The organism is Treponema sp. J25 (assembly GCF_004343725.1).
Taxonomy (GTDB): domain Bacteria; phylum Spirochaetota; class Spirochaetia; order Treponematales; family Breznakiellaceae; genus J25.
This window is the reverse complement of sequence record NZ_PTQW01000006.1, coordinates 1-14,157: the sequence shown is the minus strand read 5'-3', so window position 1 is coordinate 14,157 and position 14,157 is coordinate 1. Positions and strand designations below refer to the sequence as shown.

Below are 14,157 nucleotides of genomic sequence, written 5' to 3'. Positions count from 1 at the left end.
CCATATGGGAAAAGCCTGGATTGTATTTGTGGCTGGACGCTACCTTGGGGGGGGACCTAAAAAAGGCGGCCGCTCCCGTTTCTTTTCCCGTTTTTTCGCCATCGGGGGAATTGCCACGGGGGTGTGCGCCCTTCTTATCATCCTTTCGGTGATGAATGGTTTTCAACTGGGGTTTATAGAAAGCATTTTGGAAATAGCCTCCTATCATCTTAGAAGTGTGCTCCCGGAGGACGAGGCGACAAGGGACCAATTGATGAGCTATCTTGCTCAGGATAGCCGTATTCGATCTACCACACCCTTTATAGAATTCCAGGGACTTATAAAAGGTTCCCGACGTAATCCCCAGGTTTGCGTGGTCCGGGCTCTGGATGGTAGGAGGGCCCAGGAAGACAGGGGTTTTCTTAAAAAACTCCACATAGAAGAGGGAAGCTTTGATCTTTCTCAACCAAACAGTATCATTCTTGGGGCCGAGTTGGCCCGTTCCCTGGGGGTCTCGGTGGGGGATCGGCTTACCCTTTTCTGGTTGGTTGGGGATCTCGGGGAAGAAGGGAACCCGGCGGTTCATGAGTTTCTTGTGACCGGCCTTTTCCGCTGTGGTTACTATCAGTACGATGCAGCCTGGGGCTTTATTCCCTATGAAAACGGTCTTTCCCTGGTGTCTTCGGCTACCCGCCCGGTGATAGGGATAAAACTTACTGATCCCTATCGGGAGGGGGAAGTTTTATTTTCACTTAAAAAACTGTTTCCATCCCTGCATAGTGAATCCTGGCGGGATTACAATAGGGCCTTCTTTCAGGCCCTCCGAACTGAAAAGTCCCTGATGTTTTTCCTGGTAGCCCTTATTTTTCTTGTGGTGGGCCTTAATATTTTTCAGAGCCAGCGTCGGGCCCTGCTGGAACGACAGGAGGAACTAGCCCTATTTCAGGCTATCGGGGCTTCTCCTCGGGCCATTCGGATGATTTTTACCTTTGAGGGGCTGCTCATCGGCTGCGGGGGCGCCCTTATAGGGTTGTTCCCCGGGGTGTTAATTGCCTTTAATATAGGGCCTTTTTTTACTTTTTTGGAAACTGTGGTTAATGGGGTCCTCAAAGGGCTTGCCTGGGGAATTTCGTTGTTTACCGCACATCCCATAGAAATGGGCACCTTTGGTATTTTTTCTCCTCAGATTTTCTATCTTAAAACGGTTCCAAGCCGACTCCTTCCTCTGGATATCCTTTTGATTTTACTCTTCCCTATAGTGGTTTCCACCCTGGCGGCCTTCCTGGCATCCCGGAAAATCACTACCCTACGCCCTGCGGAGGTTCTGCGTTATGAATGAAAATGCTTCTCTTCCTTGTATAACGATCCGTCACCTTTACAAGTCCTATGACTCAGGTTCAGAGCGCCTTGCTATTTTGCAGGACCTTTCCCTTGATGTTTTTCCCGGCGAGTCGGTGGCTATTACGGGCGAAAGTGGGTGTGGTAAAAGCACGCTCCTTAATATTATGGGCTCCCTTGATCGGGCCGATGCGGGAGAAGTGGTGGTAGGGCCCTATGAACTTCATCGGATGAAGGAACAGGAACTCTATCGGTATCGATCCCGGGATGTGGGATTTATCTTTCAATTTCATTATCTCCTTAAGGATTTTACGGCCCTGGAAAATGTGATGCTTCCCGCCTTTATGGCGGGGGAATCCAAACGGCAAGCCATGGAGCGGGCTCGCCAGTTACTTACGGAAGTAGGTTTGGAAGAGCGGATGCACCATTATCCTTCCCAGCTTTCAGGGGGAGAGCGTCAACGGGTAGCGGTAGCCCGGTCTCTCATCAATATGCCCCTACTGGTGTTGGCGGATGAACCCACGGGAAATCTGGATCCCCGCAATAGTGCCCTGGTAATAGAACTCCTCTTTGCAATTACCGGCAAACATAACCGCACCCTGGTGCTCGTTACCCATGATCAGCACATTGCCGCCCGGGCCCACAAACGTTACGTGCTCCGGGAGGGGGCCCTTCATCCGACATCAGAGGTTCCTGTATGACGAGAGAGGGGTTTCGTTGGTATTGTGCCATCCGCTACCTCTGGGGAAAAGAACGGGATGGGGGCCGTTACCTGCGGGGTGCGGGAATCAGCATTGCCATCAGTATGATTCCCATTATAGTAACCCTCATCGTGTCGGATGGAATGATTCAGGGTATTACCGATCGTTTCCTGGAACTGGGAACGGGGCATGTACAGATTTATCCCTATATAAGGGCTGAGGAAGGGGAAAATGACCCCATAAAGGCCTTTCTCTCTCAGAAAAATGGGGCGGAGCGATCGTCTGCGGAACCCCTTATCACTGGGTACTGGCGAGAAGTCCAAAGCCTCGGGATTCTGGTGGGGCCAAAGGGAAAAAGTGGCGCCCAGCTTCGGGCCGTTAGTGAACCCTTCCTGGAAAATCAGGGAAGTAAACGGTACCTTACCCTTGTGGCGGGGGAACTTTCTTTTAAAGGAGCGGGGGAGTGTCTGTTAGGAAGTACCATCGCAGGGACCATTGGCGCCACGGTGGGGAGCACCGTTCGGCTGATGACCCTGCGGACCGGCGCTGATGGGAGCCTTATCCCCCGGGTGACGAGCCTTACGGTTCGGGGCATCGTCCAGGCGGGATATCGGGAACTTGATGAACTCTGGTGCTTTGTTCCCCTTTCCCTTGAGTCTCGCATTGTGACTCCCGAAAATTCCCGGACATTTTATATGATAAAGACCGAAAACCCCTATGGGAATCTAGAAGTCCTGGTCCAGGACCTGCAGGAATATTTAGGAAGTGGCTATGGGGTCTACTCATGGAAAGAGTTGCTTGCCACCCAGTATGCCTCTTTTAAGGCGACCCAGCAATTACTTCTTTTTATTATGACCCTCATCATGATCGTGGCCTCTTTCCATGTGACGGCCGCCACCACCATGCTCGTGATAGATAAAAACCGGGAAATCGCAATTCTTAAAGCCTCCGGTGCAAGCCCAAAAGATATTGAGGGCATTTTTATTCGATCGGCCCTGATCACCGTGATGATGGGGGCTCTGGTGGGTATCGCCATTGGCCTTGGAATTGGGTATACTATAAATGAGATTCTTCAAGGGGTGGAGATTGTTATTAATACAGTCAGAGGGTTTTTTCATGGAGAACCCCTCCACCTTCTTAATCCATCCTATTACCTGGTGGAAATTCCGGTAATAATCCGCTGGCCCATGGTCCTGGGAATATACGGGGCGGCGGTGCTTATTGGTACCCTTGCCGGCTGGGGGCCGGCCCGAAGGGCAGGGGCCATTTCGCCGGTAGCAATTTTGCAAAAACAATGATCTTCTGGCACCAGAAAGAGGGAGCGAACAATCATGAAATGTGATATATGTAGAGAGCGTCAGGCTGTTGTGTTTATCCATCAGGTTGGGAGCGAGGGCCCAACAGAACTTCATTTGTGTGAAGAATGTGCAAAAAGTCATGGCCTTGTACATCTTTCAGAGGATGTCGGGAAGGCCCTTATGGAACTTCTCAAGAATTTTCCCCAAACGGTTCGAAACAGTCGAGGAAAAAAGGGAACGGGAAACGAATTCTGTCCCTTTTGTGGTACCACCTGGCGGGATCTTCAAAAATCCCAGCGGGCCGGATGTGCCCGCTGCTATGCCATATTTAAAAACCTTTTAAAGAAAGAAATTATCTCTTATGGGAAAGAAGGGGGATACAAGGGCCGTCTTTCAGTTTCTCTCCGCAATCAGCAGAATCGGCAGAGTGAGCTAGAACGGCTACGGAAACTGTTGCAAGAGGCCCTTGAAAAAGAGCGATATGAGGAAGCGGCCCAGTATCGGGACGCAATTCAACAGTTAGAACAAGGAGCATAACCCTATGGAGCCTTCGCTGGTGCTGCCCTGGTTTTCTTCGAGTGCTCCTCAGGATGTGGTCCTGTACAGCCGTATAAGTATCCGGAGAAACCTGGAGGGCTTTCCGTTCCCTGCCCGGCTTCCGGAGGTGGAGCGAAAACCCCTGCGAGAAAAGCTCAAGGCCGCCATTGCTCAGGTAGATACCTCTTTTCATCCTGTAGAATCGGATACTCATAACCTTTTCCCCGGGAAAGATGCAGGGGGGCTTACTCTTCTTTCTTCCCCCGCCGTACGGGAACTCTATCCTCTTTTCCCTTTTTCGGTCCCCGAAGATGAGGGGGCCTGTATATGGCGGCCCGCAGGAAATTTGTATTACCTTGGCGGGGAAGATCACTTGCAGGTCGTGTTCACCCAGGGTGGGGTTTCCTTCCGTTCGTTGTGGAAAGACCTTGTTCAGATCGATGAAGCCCTTGATAGAACGCTTCAGTGGGCCTGCCATGAGGAATTCGGTTTTTTAACTTCCGATGTTAGCCTCTGTGGCGCGGCTATGACGCTGGAAGCCCTGGTTTTTATCCCCGCTATCCTTGCAAAGGAACTGTTTGAACGGATCTCAGGGAACCTGGTAAGCAAGGGTATTGAATTAGTCTTTCTGGATACTGTCTGGGGAAGGGGAGAACAGGGCAGTTCAGAGAACACGGAGGATCATCTTCCCCTGGTGAATTTGCGCTTTTCTGTCCCCGCCGGGATGAGTGAAGAAGAGGCCCTCGCCTTTTTTGAGGAACACCTTGAAAAAGTGGTGCTTACCGAGCGGAAGGCCCGACACTATCATCTGGAAGAGGAAATGGAAGAACTACAGGATGGGGTGGCTAAGGCCCTAGCGGTGCTTCGTGCTGCCCTTCTCCTTGATGAAGAGGAGGCCCGTTTTATGCTTGCCCAGGTGCGCATGGGTCTTGCCTATGGCATTCTTCCTCAAGAAAAGAATATCCCCTCCTATGGGGCCCTCGATACCCTCTGGTTTACGCTGGGCCCTCAAATGATTAATTTAGAAATAAGGGATTTACTTGCGGAGGCAGGTAAAAAAGAAAACCCGAAAAAGGTGCGGGCCCTTCTTGTAAGAAGGGCTCTCCCGTAGTAGGATGTAAGAGTAGCGGAGGAACACCGTGTTTAAAGGTTTAACCCAGCGGGCTCAGAAAATACTTTCTGTGTTAGCTCAAGATGAGGCTCGTCGTTTTAATGGGGATCAACTATTGCCAGAACATATCATGATCGCCCTGCTCAAAGAGGGAACCGGTGTGGCATGTAAGGCCCTGGAAGAGCTCAATATAGATCTTCAGGACTTCCGTCACTTCCTTGAACGGGAAGTTCCCCAGAAAAGCCAGGCCTATGTGTTTGGAGACATCCCCCCTTCCCGGAGGGCCAGAGTCCTTCTGGAAACCGCCGCAGAGGAGGCCCGTACCTTTGGTCATGACTATGTGGGAACGGAACACATCCTTTTGGCTGCAGCCCGGGAGGAAGACACCCCTACGAGTAGATACCTCCATTCCCATGCAATTTCCTTGGACATACTCCGTTCGGTGTTGAAAAATCTTTTGGCCCACCAGCATGATGACGGACAACACGAAGGGGGACGATCCGATGCGAACGGCCCCTCTTCGGCGGGAGAAATTCGTGGCCCAGGGCCGACCGCGGCAAACCCAACACAAAAGGCGGTGCGGACCCCCGTGCTCGATGAATTTTCTCGGGATCTTACCGCCCTTGCTCGAACAGGAAACCTGGATCCTGTTATCGGGAGAAAAAAAGAAGTGCAGCGGGTGGTGCGTATCCTTGCCCGGAGGACAAAGAACAATCCCATCCTGGTAGGAGAACCGGGGGTGGGGAAGACGGCAGTGGTAGAAGGGCTTGCCCAGCTTATTGCCTCGGAGAATGTGCCGGAAATACTCATGGATAAGCGGCTCATTACCCTCGATCTGGCGTCGGTGGTGGCGGGGACCAAATATCGGGGGGAATTCGAAGAGCGCCTTAAGCGAATCATGAAGGAAATTAGCCAGGCGGGAAACATTATTCTCTTTATTGATGAAATTCATACCGTCATTGGAGCGGGCGGTGCCGAGGGAACCATCGATGCCTCCAATATGCTGAAGCCCGCCCTTTCCCGGGGGGAAATCCAGTGTATTGGGGCCACCACGCTGGCGGAGTACCGAAAACACTTTGAAAAGGATGCCGCCTTGGAACGGCGTTTTCAGATGGTACTGGTCGATGAACCGAGCCCGGAGGAGACCCTGCAGATCCTGGAAGGAATTCGGCAGCGCTATGAGGCCCATCACCGGGTGGTGTATACCGAGGGGGCCCTGAAAGCGGCGGTTACCCTGGCCCAGCGCTACCTTACGGGTCGGTATATGCCGGACAAGGCAATTGATGTGCTGGATGAAGCGGGGGCTAAGAAGAAGCTCGAAAATGAGGTTCGTCCCCCCGAAATAGAGGAGATTGAAGCGGAAATTAAACGCCTTACCGCAGAAAAAATGGCTCTGGTGGCCCGCCAGGATTATGAGCGGGCAGCGATTATACGAGACCAGGTCCGTTCCCTCCGGTATCACCTTGAATCGGTCCGACAGAACTGGGAGCGACTCAGTAATGAACGCCGGCCGGAAGTTACGGAGGCGGACGTGCGGGCGGTGGTTTCCGAGATGACCGGTATTCCCCTTACTCGACTGGAAGAAAGTGTCTCCCGGAAGCTCCTCCATATCGAAGAAGAGCTGCATCGAGCTGTGATTGGCCAGGACGAGGCAATTCGTCAGATAGCCAGCGCCATCCGTCGCAGCAGGGCAGGGGTTTCTTCTATTAAGCGTCCCCAGGGGTCCTTTATTTTCCTGGGCCCCACGGGGGTGGGAAAGACGCTCCTGGCGAAGCGCCTGGCGGAGTATCTTTTTGGGAGCGAAGAAGCCCTTATCAGAATCGATATGTCCGACTTTATGGAAAAACACAACGTATCCCGCCTTGTGGGGGCGCCGCCGGGGTATATCGGCTATGAAGAGGGGGGAACCCTCACTGAACAGATCCGTCGTAACCCCTACCGGGTTATCCTCTTCGATGAAATCGAAAAGGCCCATCATGATGTGTTCAATCTGCTGCTTCAAGTGTTGGAAGAAGGGGAACTAAAGGATAACCTGGGGCACACGGTGAATTTCCGGAACACGGTAATCATCATGACGAGCAACGCAGGGGCCCGGGAAATTTCCCGGGATGCCCGGCTCGGTTTTAATTCGGGGAGCGGTATCATGTCGGTGGAAGAAATTCGGTCCGCCGCCCTTTCGGAGTTAAAGCGGCTCTTTAATCCTGAGTTTATTAATCGGGTAGACGACATTGTGGTGTTCCATCCCTTAAGTAAGGAACAGGTGCTGGCTATTCTGGACCTGGAAGTAAAGGCCCTTAATGAACGCCTTGCAGAGCAGGGGTATTCGGTTCAGGTACGGCCCGCCGCCCGGGAGGTGCTGGTAGAGCAGGGCTGGGATCCAAAGTATGGGGCTCGGCCCATGCGACGGGCGGTGCAAAAGTTGCTCGAGGATCCCCTGGCCCTTCTTATTCTGGAAGAGGATCCTCCGCGGGGCTCTGTTTTTGTCGCCGATGTCCGGGAAGGCCAGGTGGTCCTTAAAATAAAAAAGACCCGGACTCCACCGGTTATCACCGCCATTCCCCATATTCCCTCACAGCCGGTAGAACGGAGTTAAGAGGATGCTGCCATTGGTGTTTGCCGGTCAGGCTGAAAGGAAGGTTTGGCGGGAAAGGGCGGAAAAGAAAAATTGGTCCGGGGGAAGGGGGGCCCTTCTATGCTAACCCTTCCTGTGCAGGGGGGAGGGGAATATACCCTTCGGCCGTCGAAGATTATCTGTGTAGGGTTCAATTACCTTGATCATGTGGAAGAAAGTTCTAAGATTACTATTCCCCAGGAAGGACTGCCGAAGGAACCCATTCTTTTTGCAAAGACCCCCAATGTGCTTGTAGGCCCCGGGGAGCCGATTTTGATTCCCCGACTTGCCCGGCTCTATCAATTCCCCGATCTACGGATCGATCACGAAGCGGAATTGGCCTGTATTATCGGGAAAAGGGGAAAATGGATTCCCGAAGAACAGGCCCTGGAATACGTATATGGGTATACCTGTTTCAATGATGTCAGTTGCCGCAATATCCAGAAAAGTGATAGTTCCGGCTGGTTCCGGGGAAAATCCTTCGACACCTTTGGGCCTATTGGTCCGGTGATAGTGCGGTCAGAGGATATCCCTGACCCTCAGAACCTGGCTATTAGCTGCCGTGTCAACGGACACGTCACTCAACAGGCTTCCACAAAACAGATGCTCTTTTCGGTGGCCACCCTTATTTCGTTTATTTCCCGGCATATGACCCTCGAAGCAGGGGACATCATTGCAACAGGGACCCCCAGCGGAGTAAGCCCCCTTAGTCCTGGGGATGTGGTAGAGGTAGAGATAGAACGCATAGGGGTGCTCACGAATCCTGTTATGGATGAGACGGAAAATTGAACTAAACCTTCCTGTCGCCCCTTGAACTGTCCTGGACAACGATACAGGGCCGGACGCTCCCCGCAGGCGTCCGGCAAGGTCCTGCCTATCGATCCTATATCACCGTGCCAGGGTAGAGTACGGCGTTTTTGGGAATCACGATGATCCCATCTACAATGTGGTAGTGCCCGTAATCCCCATCCACCCGATTAAGGTCATCAATGCCTATCCGACAGCCCTCTCCGATGCGGGCATTCTTATCAATGATAGCCCCTTTGACGATGGTCCCCTTCCCAATGCCGATATCGGGAATGCGGGCTTCGGCGTTCTGTTTCTTTTGCTCCTCCGATTCATAAAAATCGGCCCCCATACATACGACGCCGTTAAGACTGGCCCCCGATTCGATGATGGTCCGGATACCGACGATACTATTTGAAATCGACGCATTGGTGATGATACATCCTTCGGCGGCAATCGATTGGTTCATATTGCTGAAGTTCATTTTAGAAGGGGGAAGATTGCGCATATGGGTGTAGATAGGGGCCTTCTCGTTGTAAAAATCAAATTTAGGCCGCAGACTGGTAAGATCCAGGTTTGCCTCGTAGAAATTCTTAATGGTTCCGATATCCTCCCAGTAGCCCTCGTAAATAAAGGCGTTCATTTTCTTTTTCCCGATAAGGGAGGGGATAATCTCCTTCCCAAAATCGGTGTAATCATTGTCCAGACTTTCTTCCATGGCCTGGGCGTTAAATACATAGATACCCATCGAAGCCAGGTAATCCTTTCCCCGGCTTCGCCGATCCGTCATGAGTTCCGGGGGAATCTTAAAATCGCTGATATCCCGGGTAGGGCCGGGTTTTTCTAAAAATTCGGTGATTTCATTTTTCTTGTTTGCCTTAAGGATGCCCAGTTGGCTTGCATCTTCTCGACTTACCGCGGTGCAGGCAATGGTGGCGTCGGCCCCCGATTCCTGATGCTGACGGATAAGGTCCTGCAGGTCCATCCGATAGAGTTGGTCCCCCGAAAGGATAAGGTAGTAGTCTGGATTCTGGGTCCGGAAGTGGACAAAATTCTTCCGAACCGCATCGGCCGTCCCTTCGTACCAGCCTGAGTGGGTAAAGGTCTGCTCGGCCGCAAGAATTTCCACAAAGCCCCGGGAAAAGGCGTCAAAAATATAGGTATGAGCCACATGCATATGGAGAGATGCGGAATTAAACTGGGTTAATACATAGATACGCCGAAGGTTGGAGTTAATACAATTTGAAATAGGGATGTCCACAAGGCGGTACTTTCCTCCAAAGGGAACCGCCGGCTTGGCCCTGTCCTTGGTAAGGGGATACAGGCGAGTTCCCTTGCCTCCACCGAGAATAATAGATAACACTTGGGACATGCTGGTGCCTCCTCACGACTGTAGTACTACAGCTAGTATATAACCGCTTCTTCTATCTGTCGACACTTTTTCCGTATTCTGTATAATGATGAGCATGGATACTCAGCAGATCCTGGGGGAACTCTTACAACACCCCGCTTTTGCCCCCCACATTGTGTATACCTATACGATTCCTGCCCGGGAAGGCCGGTATGTCCCTTTGCCGGCGGAGCTTGATCCCCGGCTTGCAGGGTCTTTGCAAAAAAAGGGGATTTCTCAGCTCTACAGCCATCAAGGGGCGGTATGGCAGGCCGTCCGTTCCCGGCAGGATGTGATGGTCCTTACCCCCACCGCATCGGGGAAGACCCTTTCCTATAACCTGCCGGTTCTCCAGGGACTGCTGGAACACCCCCAGGAGCGGGCCCTGTATCTCTTTCCCACGAAGGCCCTGTCCCAGGATCAACAGGCGGAACTGAATGACCTGGTGGCTGGCGGGGGAGATGCCCTTCCCATTAAGGTCTGCACCTACGATGGGGACACCCCCGAATCCTTAAGGCTTGCCGCCCGGGATACCGGAAGGATCATCATTTCCAATCCTGACATGCTCCACGCGGGGATTTTGCCGAACCATCCAAAGTGGATTAAATTTTTTTCTAACCTGGCCTATGTGGTAATCGATGAGGCCCACACCTACCGGGGAGTTTTTGGGAGTCATGTGGCCAATGTTATCCGGCGACTCCTGAGGATCTGTCAGTTTTATAAGGCGAATCCTACGTTTATTCTCTGTTCTGCTACTATTGGAAACCCGAAAGACTTGGCCCATACCCTTATTGGCCGACCGGTAGTTCTGGTGGATACAAACGGGGCCCCCACGAGTGAAAAGCGGATAGTTCTGTACAATCCCCCTCTTGTGGATCCTGTTCAGGGAATTCGTAAGAGTTCTATTCTGGAAAGTCGCCGCTGGATGGTGGAACTGCTCCGGCGGGGGGTAAAAACGATTCTTTTTGCCCATTCCCGCCTTAAAACGGAGGTGGCCGCCTCCTATGTGCGGGAGGACTTAAAAAACCTGTATACCGATAACTACCATATCCGGGTTGAACCCTACCGGGCTGGACTGTTACCCCGGGAACGGCGAGAGATTGAGCGGGGCCTGCGGGAAGGCACCATTCAAGGGGTTGTTTCTACCAATGCCCTTGAACTTGGTATCGATATTGGTGGCCTTGATGCGGCGGTGGTCGCCGGTTTCCCTGGTTCTTTCAACTCCTTCTGGCAGCAGATTGGACGCAGTGGCCGCCGGGGTGGCGTTTCTCTCGCGGTGCTCGTGGCCACCAGCAACCCCCTGGACCAGTTTATCATGCAGCATCCCCAGTGGTTTTTTTCTATCCCTGCGGAAGAGGGGCGTCTTAATCCCCAGAACCCCTACATTTTTACGGACCACGTTAAGTGTGGAGCCTTTGAACTTCCCTTTGCGGAGGAAGAACTAGGGGAGGGCCCCTCTGTCCAGGAGGCTACCGACACCGTTTCTGTTCCATCAGGGAAAGATCCCTTTGGGAGCGATGCCCTTCCGGTGTTGGACTTCCTTACGGAGGATGGAATACTCCGCTGTACGGGTACAACACCCCGGCGGCGCTGGTTCTGGGCGGATCGCTCCTATCCCGCAGAGGGAGTGAGCCTCCGTTCCAGTAACGCCGACAACGTGGTCATCGTGGATATTACGGGTGGCCGCTATCAGGTGATTGGCGAGATGGATCGGCCCAGTGCCAAGGAACTCCTCTTTGACAATGCGGTCTATATCCATCGGGGAAATCAATATATTGTACAAAAGCTCGATATAGAAAAGCGGACCTGCCTCGTGGTGGAATCGGAGGTAAACTATTATACCGACGGGCTTGTAAAGCGGGATATTAAGGTCCTTTCGGAAGATGAACTGTACCGATTTTTTCAAATCCCTGGCAGGGGTATTCAGGTGATCCAGGGATCCCGCGAAGAGGTTGCCGCGGGTAACGGAAGTCTCTCCAACGGGAAAAAAGAAGCGAGTCCTGTCAGAGAGACTCTAGCCGCCGAAGGATCTCCTGGAAAGAACGAAGGGTCTTCAGAGAAGGGCCCTCTGCTTTTCCAGGCCCTTTTGGGGGATGTGCTGGTCCGTTCCCAGGTGACAAAGTACAAAAAGATTCGCTTTCATACCCATGAAAATGTGGGCTATGGGGATATTGTGCTCCCCGAAGAAGAACTTCATACCCGTTGTCTGGTGATTTTGTTTCCCCCCGATTCGGAAGGGGCCCGCGTCCTGGAAACTCTTAAGGATGATGAAGAACGGGGGGCCGTGCTGCGGAGCTGTGGTACCCTTTTAAAGAAACTGGCGCCCATCTACCTTTTGTGTGATTCCCGGGATATCGGCGTTTCCGAACGGGTTCGGGATCCTCATTTTCGTCTTCCAGCCCTGTATGTGTTTGATCACTATCCGGGGGGAACGGGGCTTTCGGAAGCCCTGCTGGAGCATTTGCCGGACCTCTTTGTGGCTATGGGTGATGTGGTTGCCCGCTGCCCCTGTAAGGAAGGCTGTCCTTCTTGTGTGGGACCCGATGGGTATAAAGAAGGAACCAGACAGTTCCTCGCCGCTTTTCATGCCGGTACTTTCTAAGGGGAACCCCTATGGGTAGTTTAAAAGAGCGCTTAGAGCGGATCCGAAAATACTCAAAGGAGGCCTCCGTATCGCCCCTTCCTACAGGAGATACCCTTCTGCCGAGGTCCTCCGTTTTGGAAGGAACTGCCCTGTCGCGGATGCCGGGTGCCCCTGCTGATGGGAAAAGCCCCGGGTCGGCTGAATCAGAAAAGGTCTCCCGCTCGGGTGGTGTAAAAGAAAACGGAGAAAAGAAATCGCCGAAGATATTTCCCCTTCCCTGGGAGCATTGGGAAAGCCTGGTATGGCGCCAGGTGGTGCTCCTGAAAATAGAAGAAAATTCCTCCGCGTCGAAAGAATCGCTTAGCCCCTGGCCGGTCCTGCTCTGGCAGAGCTTACCGGGGGTGGCTCTGGAAGAAAGAGGGCGGGGGACAATAGGGATAAGCGATTTTTGTTTTTTTGATCTTGAAACAACGGGTCTTTCCGGCGGGGCCGGGACGGTGGTTTTCCTTGCGGCCCTGGGAGATGTCCTTTCTGATGGGAGCCTTCGGATTACCCAGTATCTCCTTGAGGATTTTCCGGGCGAATATGCTTTTCTGGAGGCAATACAACAGGAATTAGATCAGCGTAAGAAGGAAGGAAAAATTCTTGTTACCTATAATGGAAAGCGCTTTGATCTACCCCTCCTGCGGTCCCGGGGAATCATGCATCGCCTTGTGTTCCCTGAGTTGGATCATATCGATCTTTTGTATCCTGCCCGCCTTTTCTGGAGACATGAGCATGGTCTTTGTTCTCTCGTAGCTCTTGAGGAACGGGTGCTGCATCGGCCCCGGGGAAACGATATCCCGGGGGAGCTTGCTCCCCTCTATTGGTTCCATTTCCTTAAGACCGGCAATGTAACTGGCCTTGTACGGGTAGCCAGCCATAATCAATGTGATGTGGAGAGTCTGTACTACCTTTCTTACCAGGTGGGGCATATCCTTTCGGATCCCCTCAGGGCCCTCGAAGCCGAAATAGGCGATGTGGAAGCCCTTGCTCTCCGCTGGTACCGGCGGTATGTAAAGTATAGGTTTCCCCTTTCTCCTGGCGAGGTACTTTTTGAAGAAAAGGGTCTTCTCACTCTGGAAAGTAAAAAATTGTCGGCCAGGGCAAAGTTTTCCCCAAGCGATGATGCTACAAGCAGGGAGGTGGCGCAATTTTTTTACCAGGCGGTCCAGAGTCTCTCCCAGAGTATCGTGAAAAAGGGAAACCCCCGTTTCCCTTTGTACTGGAGTGCTCTCTTCCTTCGATGGGGAGATGTGGCCAAGGCCCGAGAAGTGGTGTTGCATGCGATAGAAAAAGGAGGAACTGTCCGGGATCGGTACCGCTGGTATCGGGCCCTGGCGATTATCGACGAATGGTATCGGCGGGACTATTCCAGTGCCCTGGAATGGATTACCCGGATGGAAGAACTGGTACGATCCTTTCCTGAGGGGTTCCCTGTTTCTCAAAGGGAATACGAAAGGATACAGCAAGAACTCATCCAGAGAAAAAAAAGGGTACAGAAAAAGTGGGTAGCGTTATAAACGATTGAAAGATTTTTCTTAGAAAAGGTTTTGCGGGGACAACTTCCGTGCGGAATCCTTTTTTAAGACCTTGAAAGGGGGGAATGGAGAAGCTTGATGAACGTACATTCGTACCTTCTGCTGAAAGGTCAGAGCAGCAGTATTCGAATACCTCGATGTGTACTATAATCGAATCAGGTTACACTCGCGGAAGGATACAAACCGTCCGCGATGGCTCCTGAGAGTGTGATTTAATTATCTTGTATCCGCTGCCATGAGCG

General features: G+C 52.4%; 10 protein-coding genes. 9 read left to right on the top strand and 1 reads right to left on the bottom strand.

What is annotated here, in order from left to right; genetic code table 11:
- The first annotated feature begins 4 nt into the window (after positions 1–4).
- The 7 genes from C5O22_RS01795 to C5O22_RS01765 all read left to right on the top strand — a co-directional run bounded on the left by C5O22_RS01795 (position 5) and on the right by C5O22_RS01765 (position 8,364).
- On the top strand, positions 5–1,318 hold the full coding sequence (locus C5O22_RS01795) for an ABC transporter permease (RefSeq protein WP_132779489.1): 1,314 nt from the start codon (positions 5–7) through the stop codon (positions 1,316–1,318).
- On the top strand, positions 1,311–2,018 hold the full coding sequence (locus tag C5O22_RS01790) for an ABC transporter ATP-binding protein (protein ID WP_132779488.1): 708 nt from the start codon (positions 1,311–1,313) through the stop codon (positions 2,016–2,018). The genes C5O22_RS01795 and C5O22_RS01790 overlap by 8 nt, the downstream gene beginning before the upstream one ends.
- Positions 2,015–3,316: an ABC transporter permease gene (locus tag C5O22_RS01785; RefSeq protein ID WP_132779487.1), complete on the top strand. Its 1,302-nt coding sequence runs from the start codon at positions 2,015–2,017 to the stop codon at positions 3,314–3,316. The genes C5O22_RS01790 and C5O22_RS01785 overlap by 4 nt, the downstream gene beginning before the upstream one ends.
- A gap of 33 nt (positions 3,317–3,349) precedes the next feature.
- Positions 3,350–3,853, top strand: coding sequence for a UvrB/UvrC motif-containing protein (locus C5O22_RS01780; RefSeq protein WP_132779486.1), 504 nt, complete (start codon positions 3,350–3,352; stop codon positions 3,851–3,853).
- Positions 3,854–3,857: 4 nt separating this feature from the next.
- Positions 3,858–4,964, top strand: a complete 1,107-nt coding sequence (locus C5O22_RS01775; protein WP_132779485.1) for a hypothetical protein — start codon at positions 3,858–3,860, stop codon at positions 4,962–4,964.
- Positions 4,965–4,992: 28 nt separating this feature from the next.
- On the top strand, positions 4,993–7,557 hold the full coding sequence (locus tag C5O22_RS01770) for an ATP-dependent Clp protease ATP-binding subunit (RefSeq protein ID WP_132779484.1): 2,565 nt from the start codon (positions 4,993–4,995) through the stop codon (positions 7,555–7,557).
- Between the two features lie 99 nt (positions 7,558–7,656).
- Positions 7,657–8,364 (top strand): fumarylacetoacetate hydrolase family protein, encoded by a 708-nt coding sequence (locus tag C5O22_RS01765; RefSeq protein ID WP_132779483.1) that lies wholly within the window; start codon positions 7,657–7,659, stop codon positions 8,362–8,364.
- 94 nt (positions 8,365–8,458) lie between these two features.
- On the opposite strand, the gene C5O22_RS01760 is transcribed toward C5O22_RS01765, so the two are convergent.
- Positions 8,459–9,733, bottom strand: coding sequence for a glucose-1-phosphate adenylyltransferase (locus tag C5O22_RS01760; protein ID WP_132779482.1), 1,275 nt, complete (start codon positions 9,731–9,733; stop codon positions 8,459–8,461).
- Positions 9,734–9,827: 94 nt separating this feature from the next.
- Here C5O22_RS01760 and C5O22_RS01755 point away from each other — a divergent pair, with 94 nt between their 5' ends.
- Both C5O22_RS01755 and C5O22_RS01750 read left to right on the top strand, forming a co-directional pair.
- Positions 9,828–12,353 (top strand): DEAD/DEAH box helicase, encoded by a 2,526-nt coding sequence (locus C5O22_RS01755; protein ID WP_243692843.1) that lies wholly within the window; start codon positions 9,828–9,830, stop codon positions 12,351–12,353.
- An 11-nt stretch (positions 12,354–12,364) separates the two neighbouring features.
- Positions 12,365–13,897 carry a ribonuclease H-like domain-containing protein gene (locus C5O22_RS01750; RefSeq protein ID WP_132779481.1) on the top strand — a complete coding sequence of 511 codons (1,533 nt, stop codon included), beginning with the start codon at positions 12,365–12,367 and terminating at the stop codon, positions 13,895–13,897.
- Positions 13,898–14,157 lie beyond the last annotated feature (260 nt).

Excerpts from the sequence above, each read along its gene's own strand:
- C5O22_RS01785 (WP_132779487.1), top strand. The coding sequence starts at position 2,015 with ATGACGAGAGAGGGGTTTCGTTGGTATTGTGCCATCCGCTACCTCTGG.
- C5O22_RS01765 (WP_132779483.1), top strand. The coding sequence starts at position 7,657 with ATGCTAACCCTTCCTGTGCAGGGGGGAGGGGAATATACCCTTCGGCCG.
- C5O22_RS01790 (WP_132779488.1), top strand. The coding sequence starts at position 1,311 with ATGAATGAAAATGCTTCTCTTCCTTGTATAACGATCCGTCACCTTTAC.
- C5O22_RS01795 (WP_132779489.1), top strand. The coding sequence starts at position 5 with ATGGGAAAAGCCTGGATTGTATTTGTGGCTGGACGCTACCTTGGGGGG.
- C5O22_RS01755 (WP_243692843.1), top strand. The coding sequence starts at position 9,828 with ATGGATACTCAGCAGATCCTGGGGGAACTCTTACAACACCCCGCTTTT.
- C5O22_RS01775 (WP_132779485.1), top strand. The coding sequence starts at position 3,858 with ATGGAGCCTTCGCTGGTGCTGCCCTGGTTTTCTTCGAGTGCTCCTCAG.
- C5O22_RS01760 (WP_132779482.1), bottom strand. The coding sequence starts at position 9,733 with ATGTCCCAAGTGTTATCTATTATTCTCGGTGGAGGCAAGGGAACTCGC.
- C5O22_RS01750 (WP_132779481.1), top strand. The coding sequence starts at position 12,365 with ATGGGTAGTTTAAAAGAGCGCTTAGAGCGGATCCGAAAATACTCAAAG.
- C5O22_RS01780 (WP_132779486.1), top strand. The coding sequence starts at position 3,350 with ATGAAATGTGATATATGTAGAGAGCGTCAGGCTGTTGTGTTTATCCAT.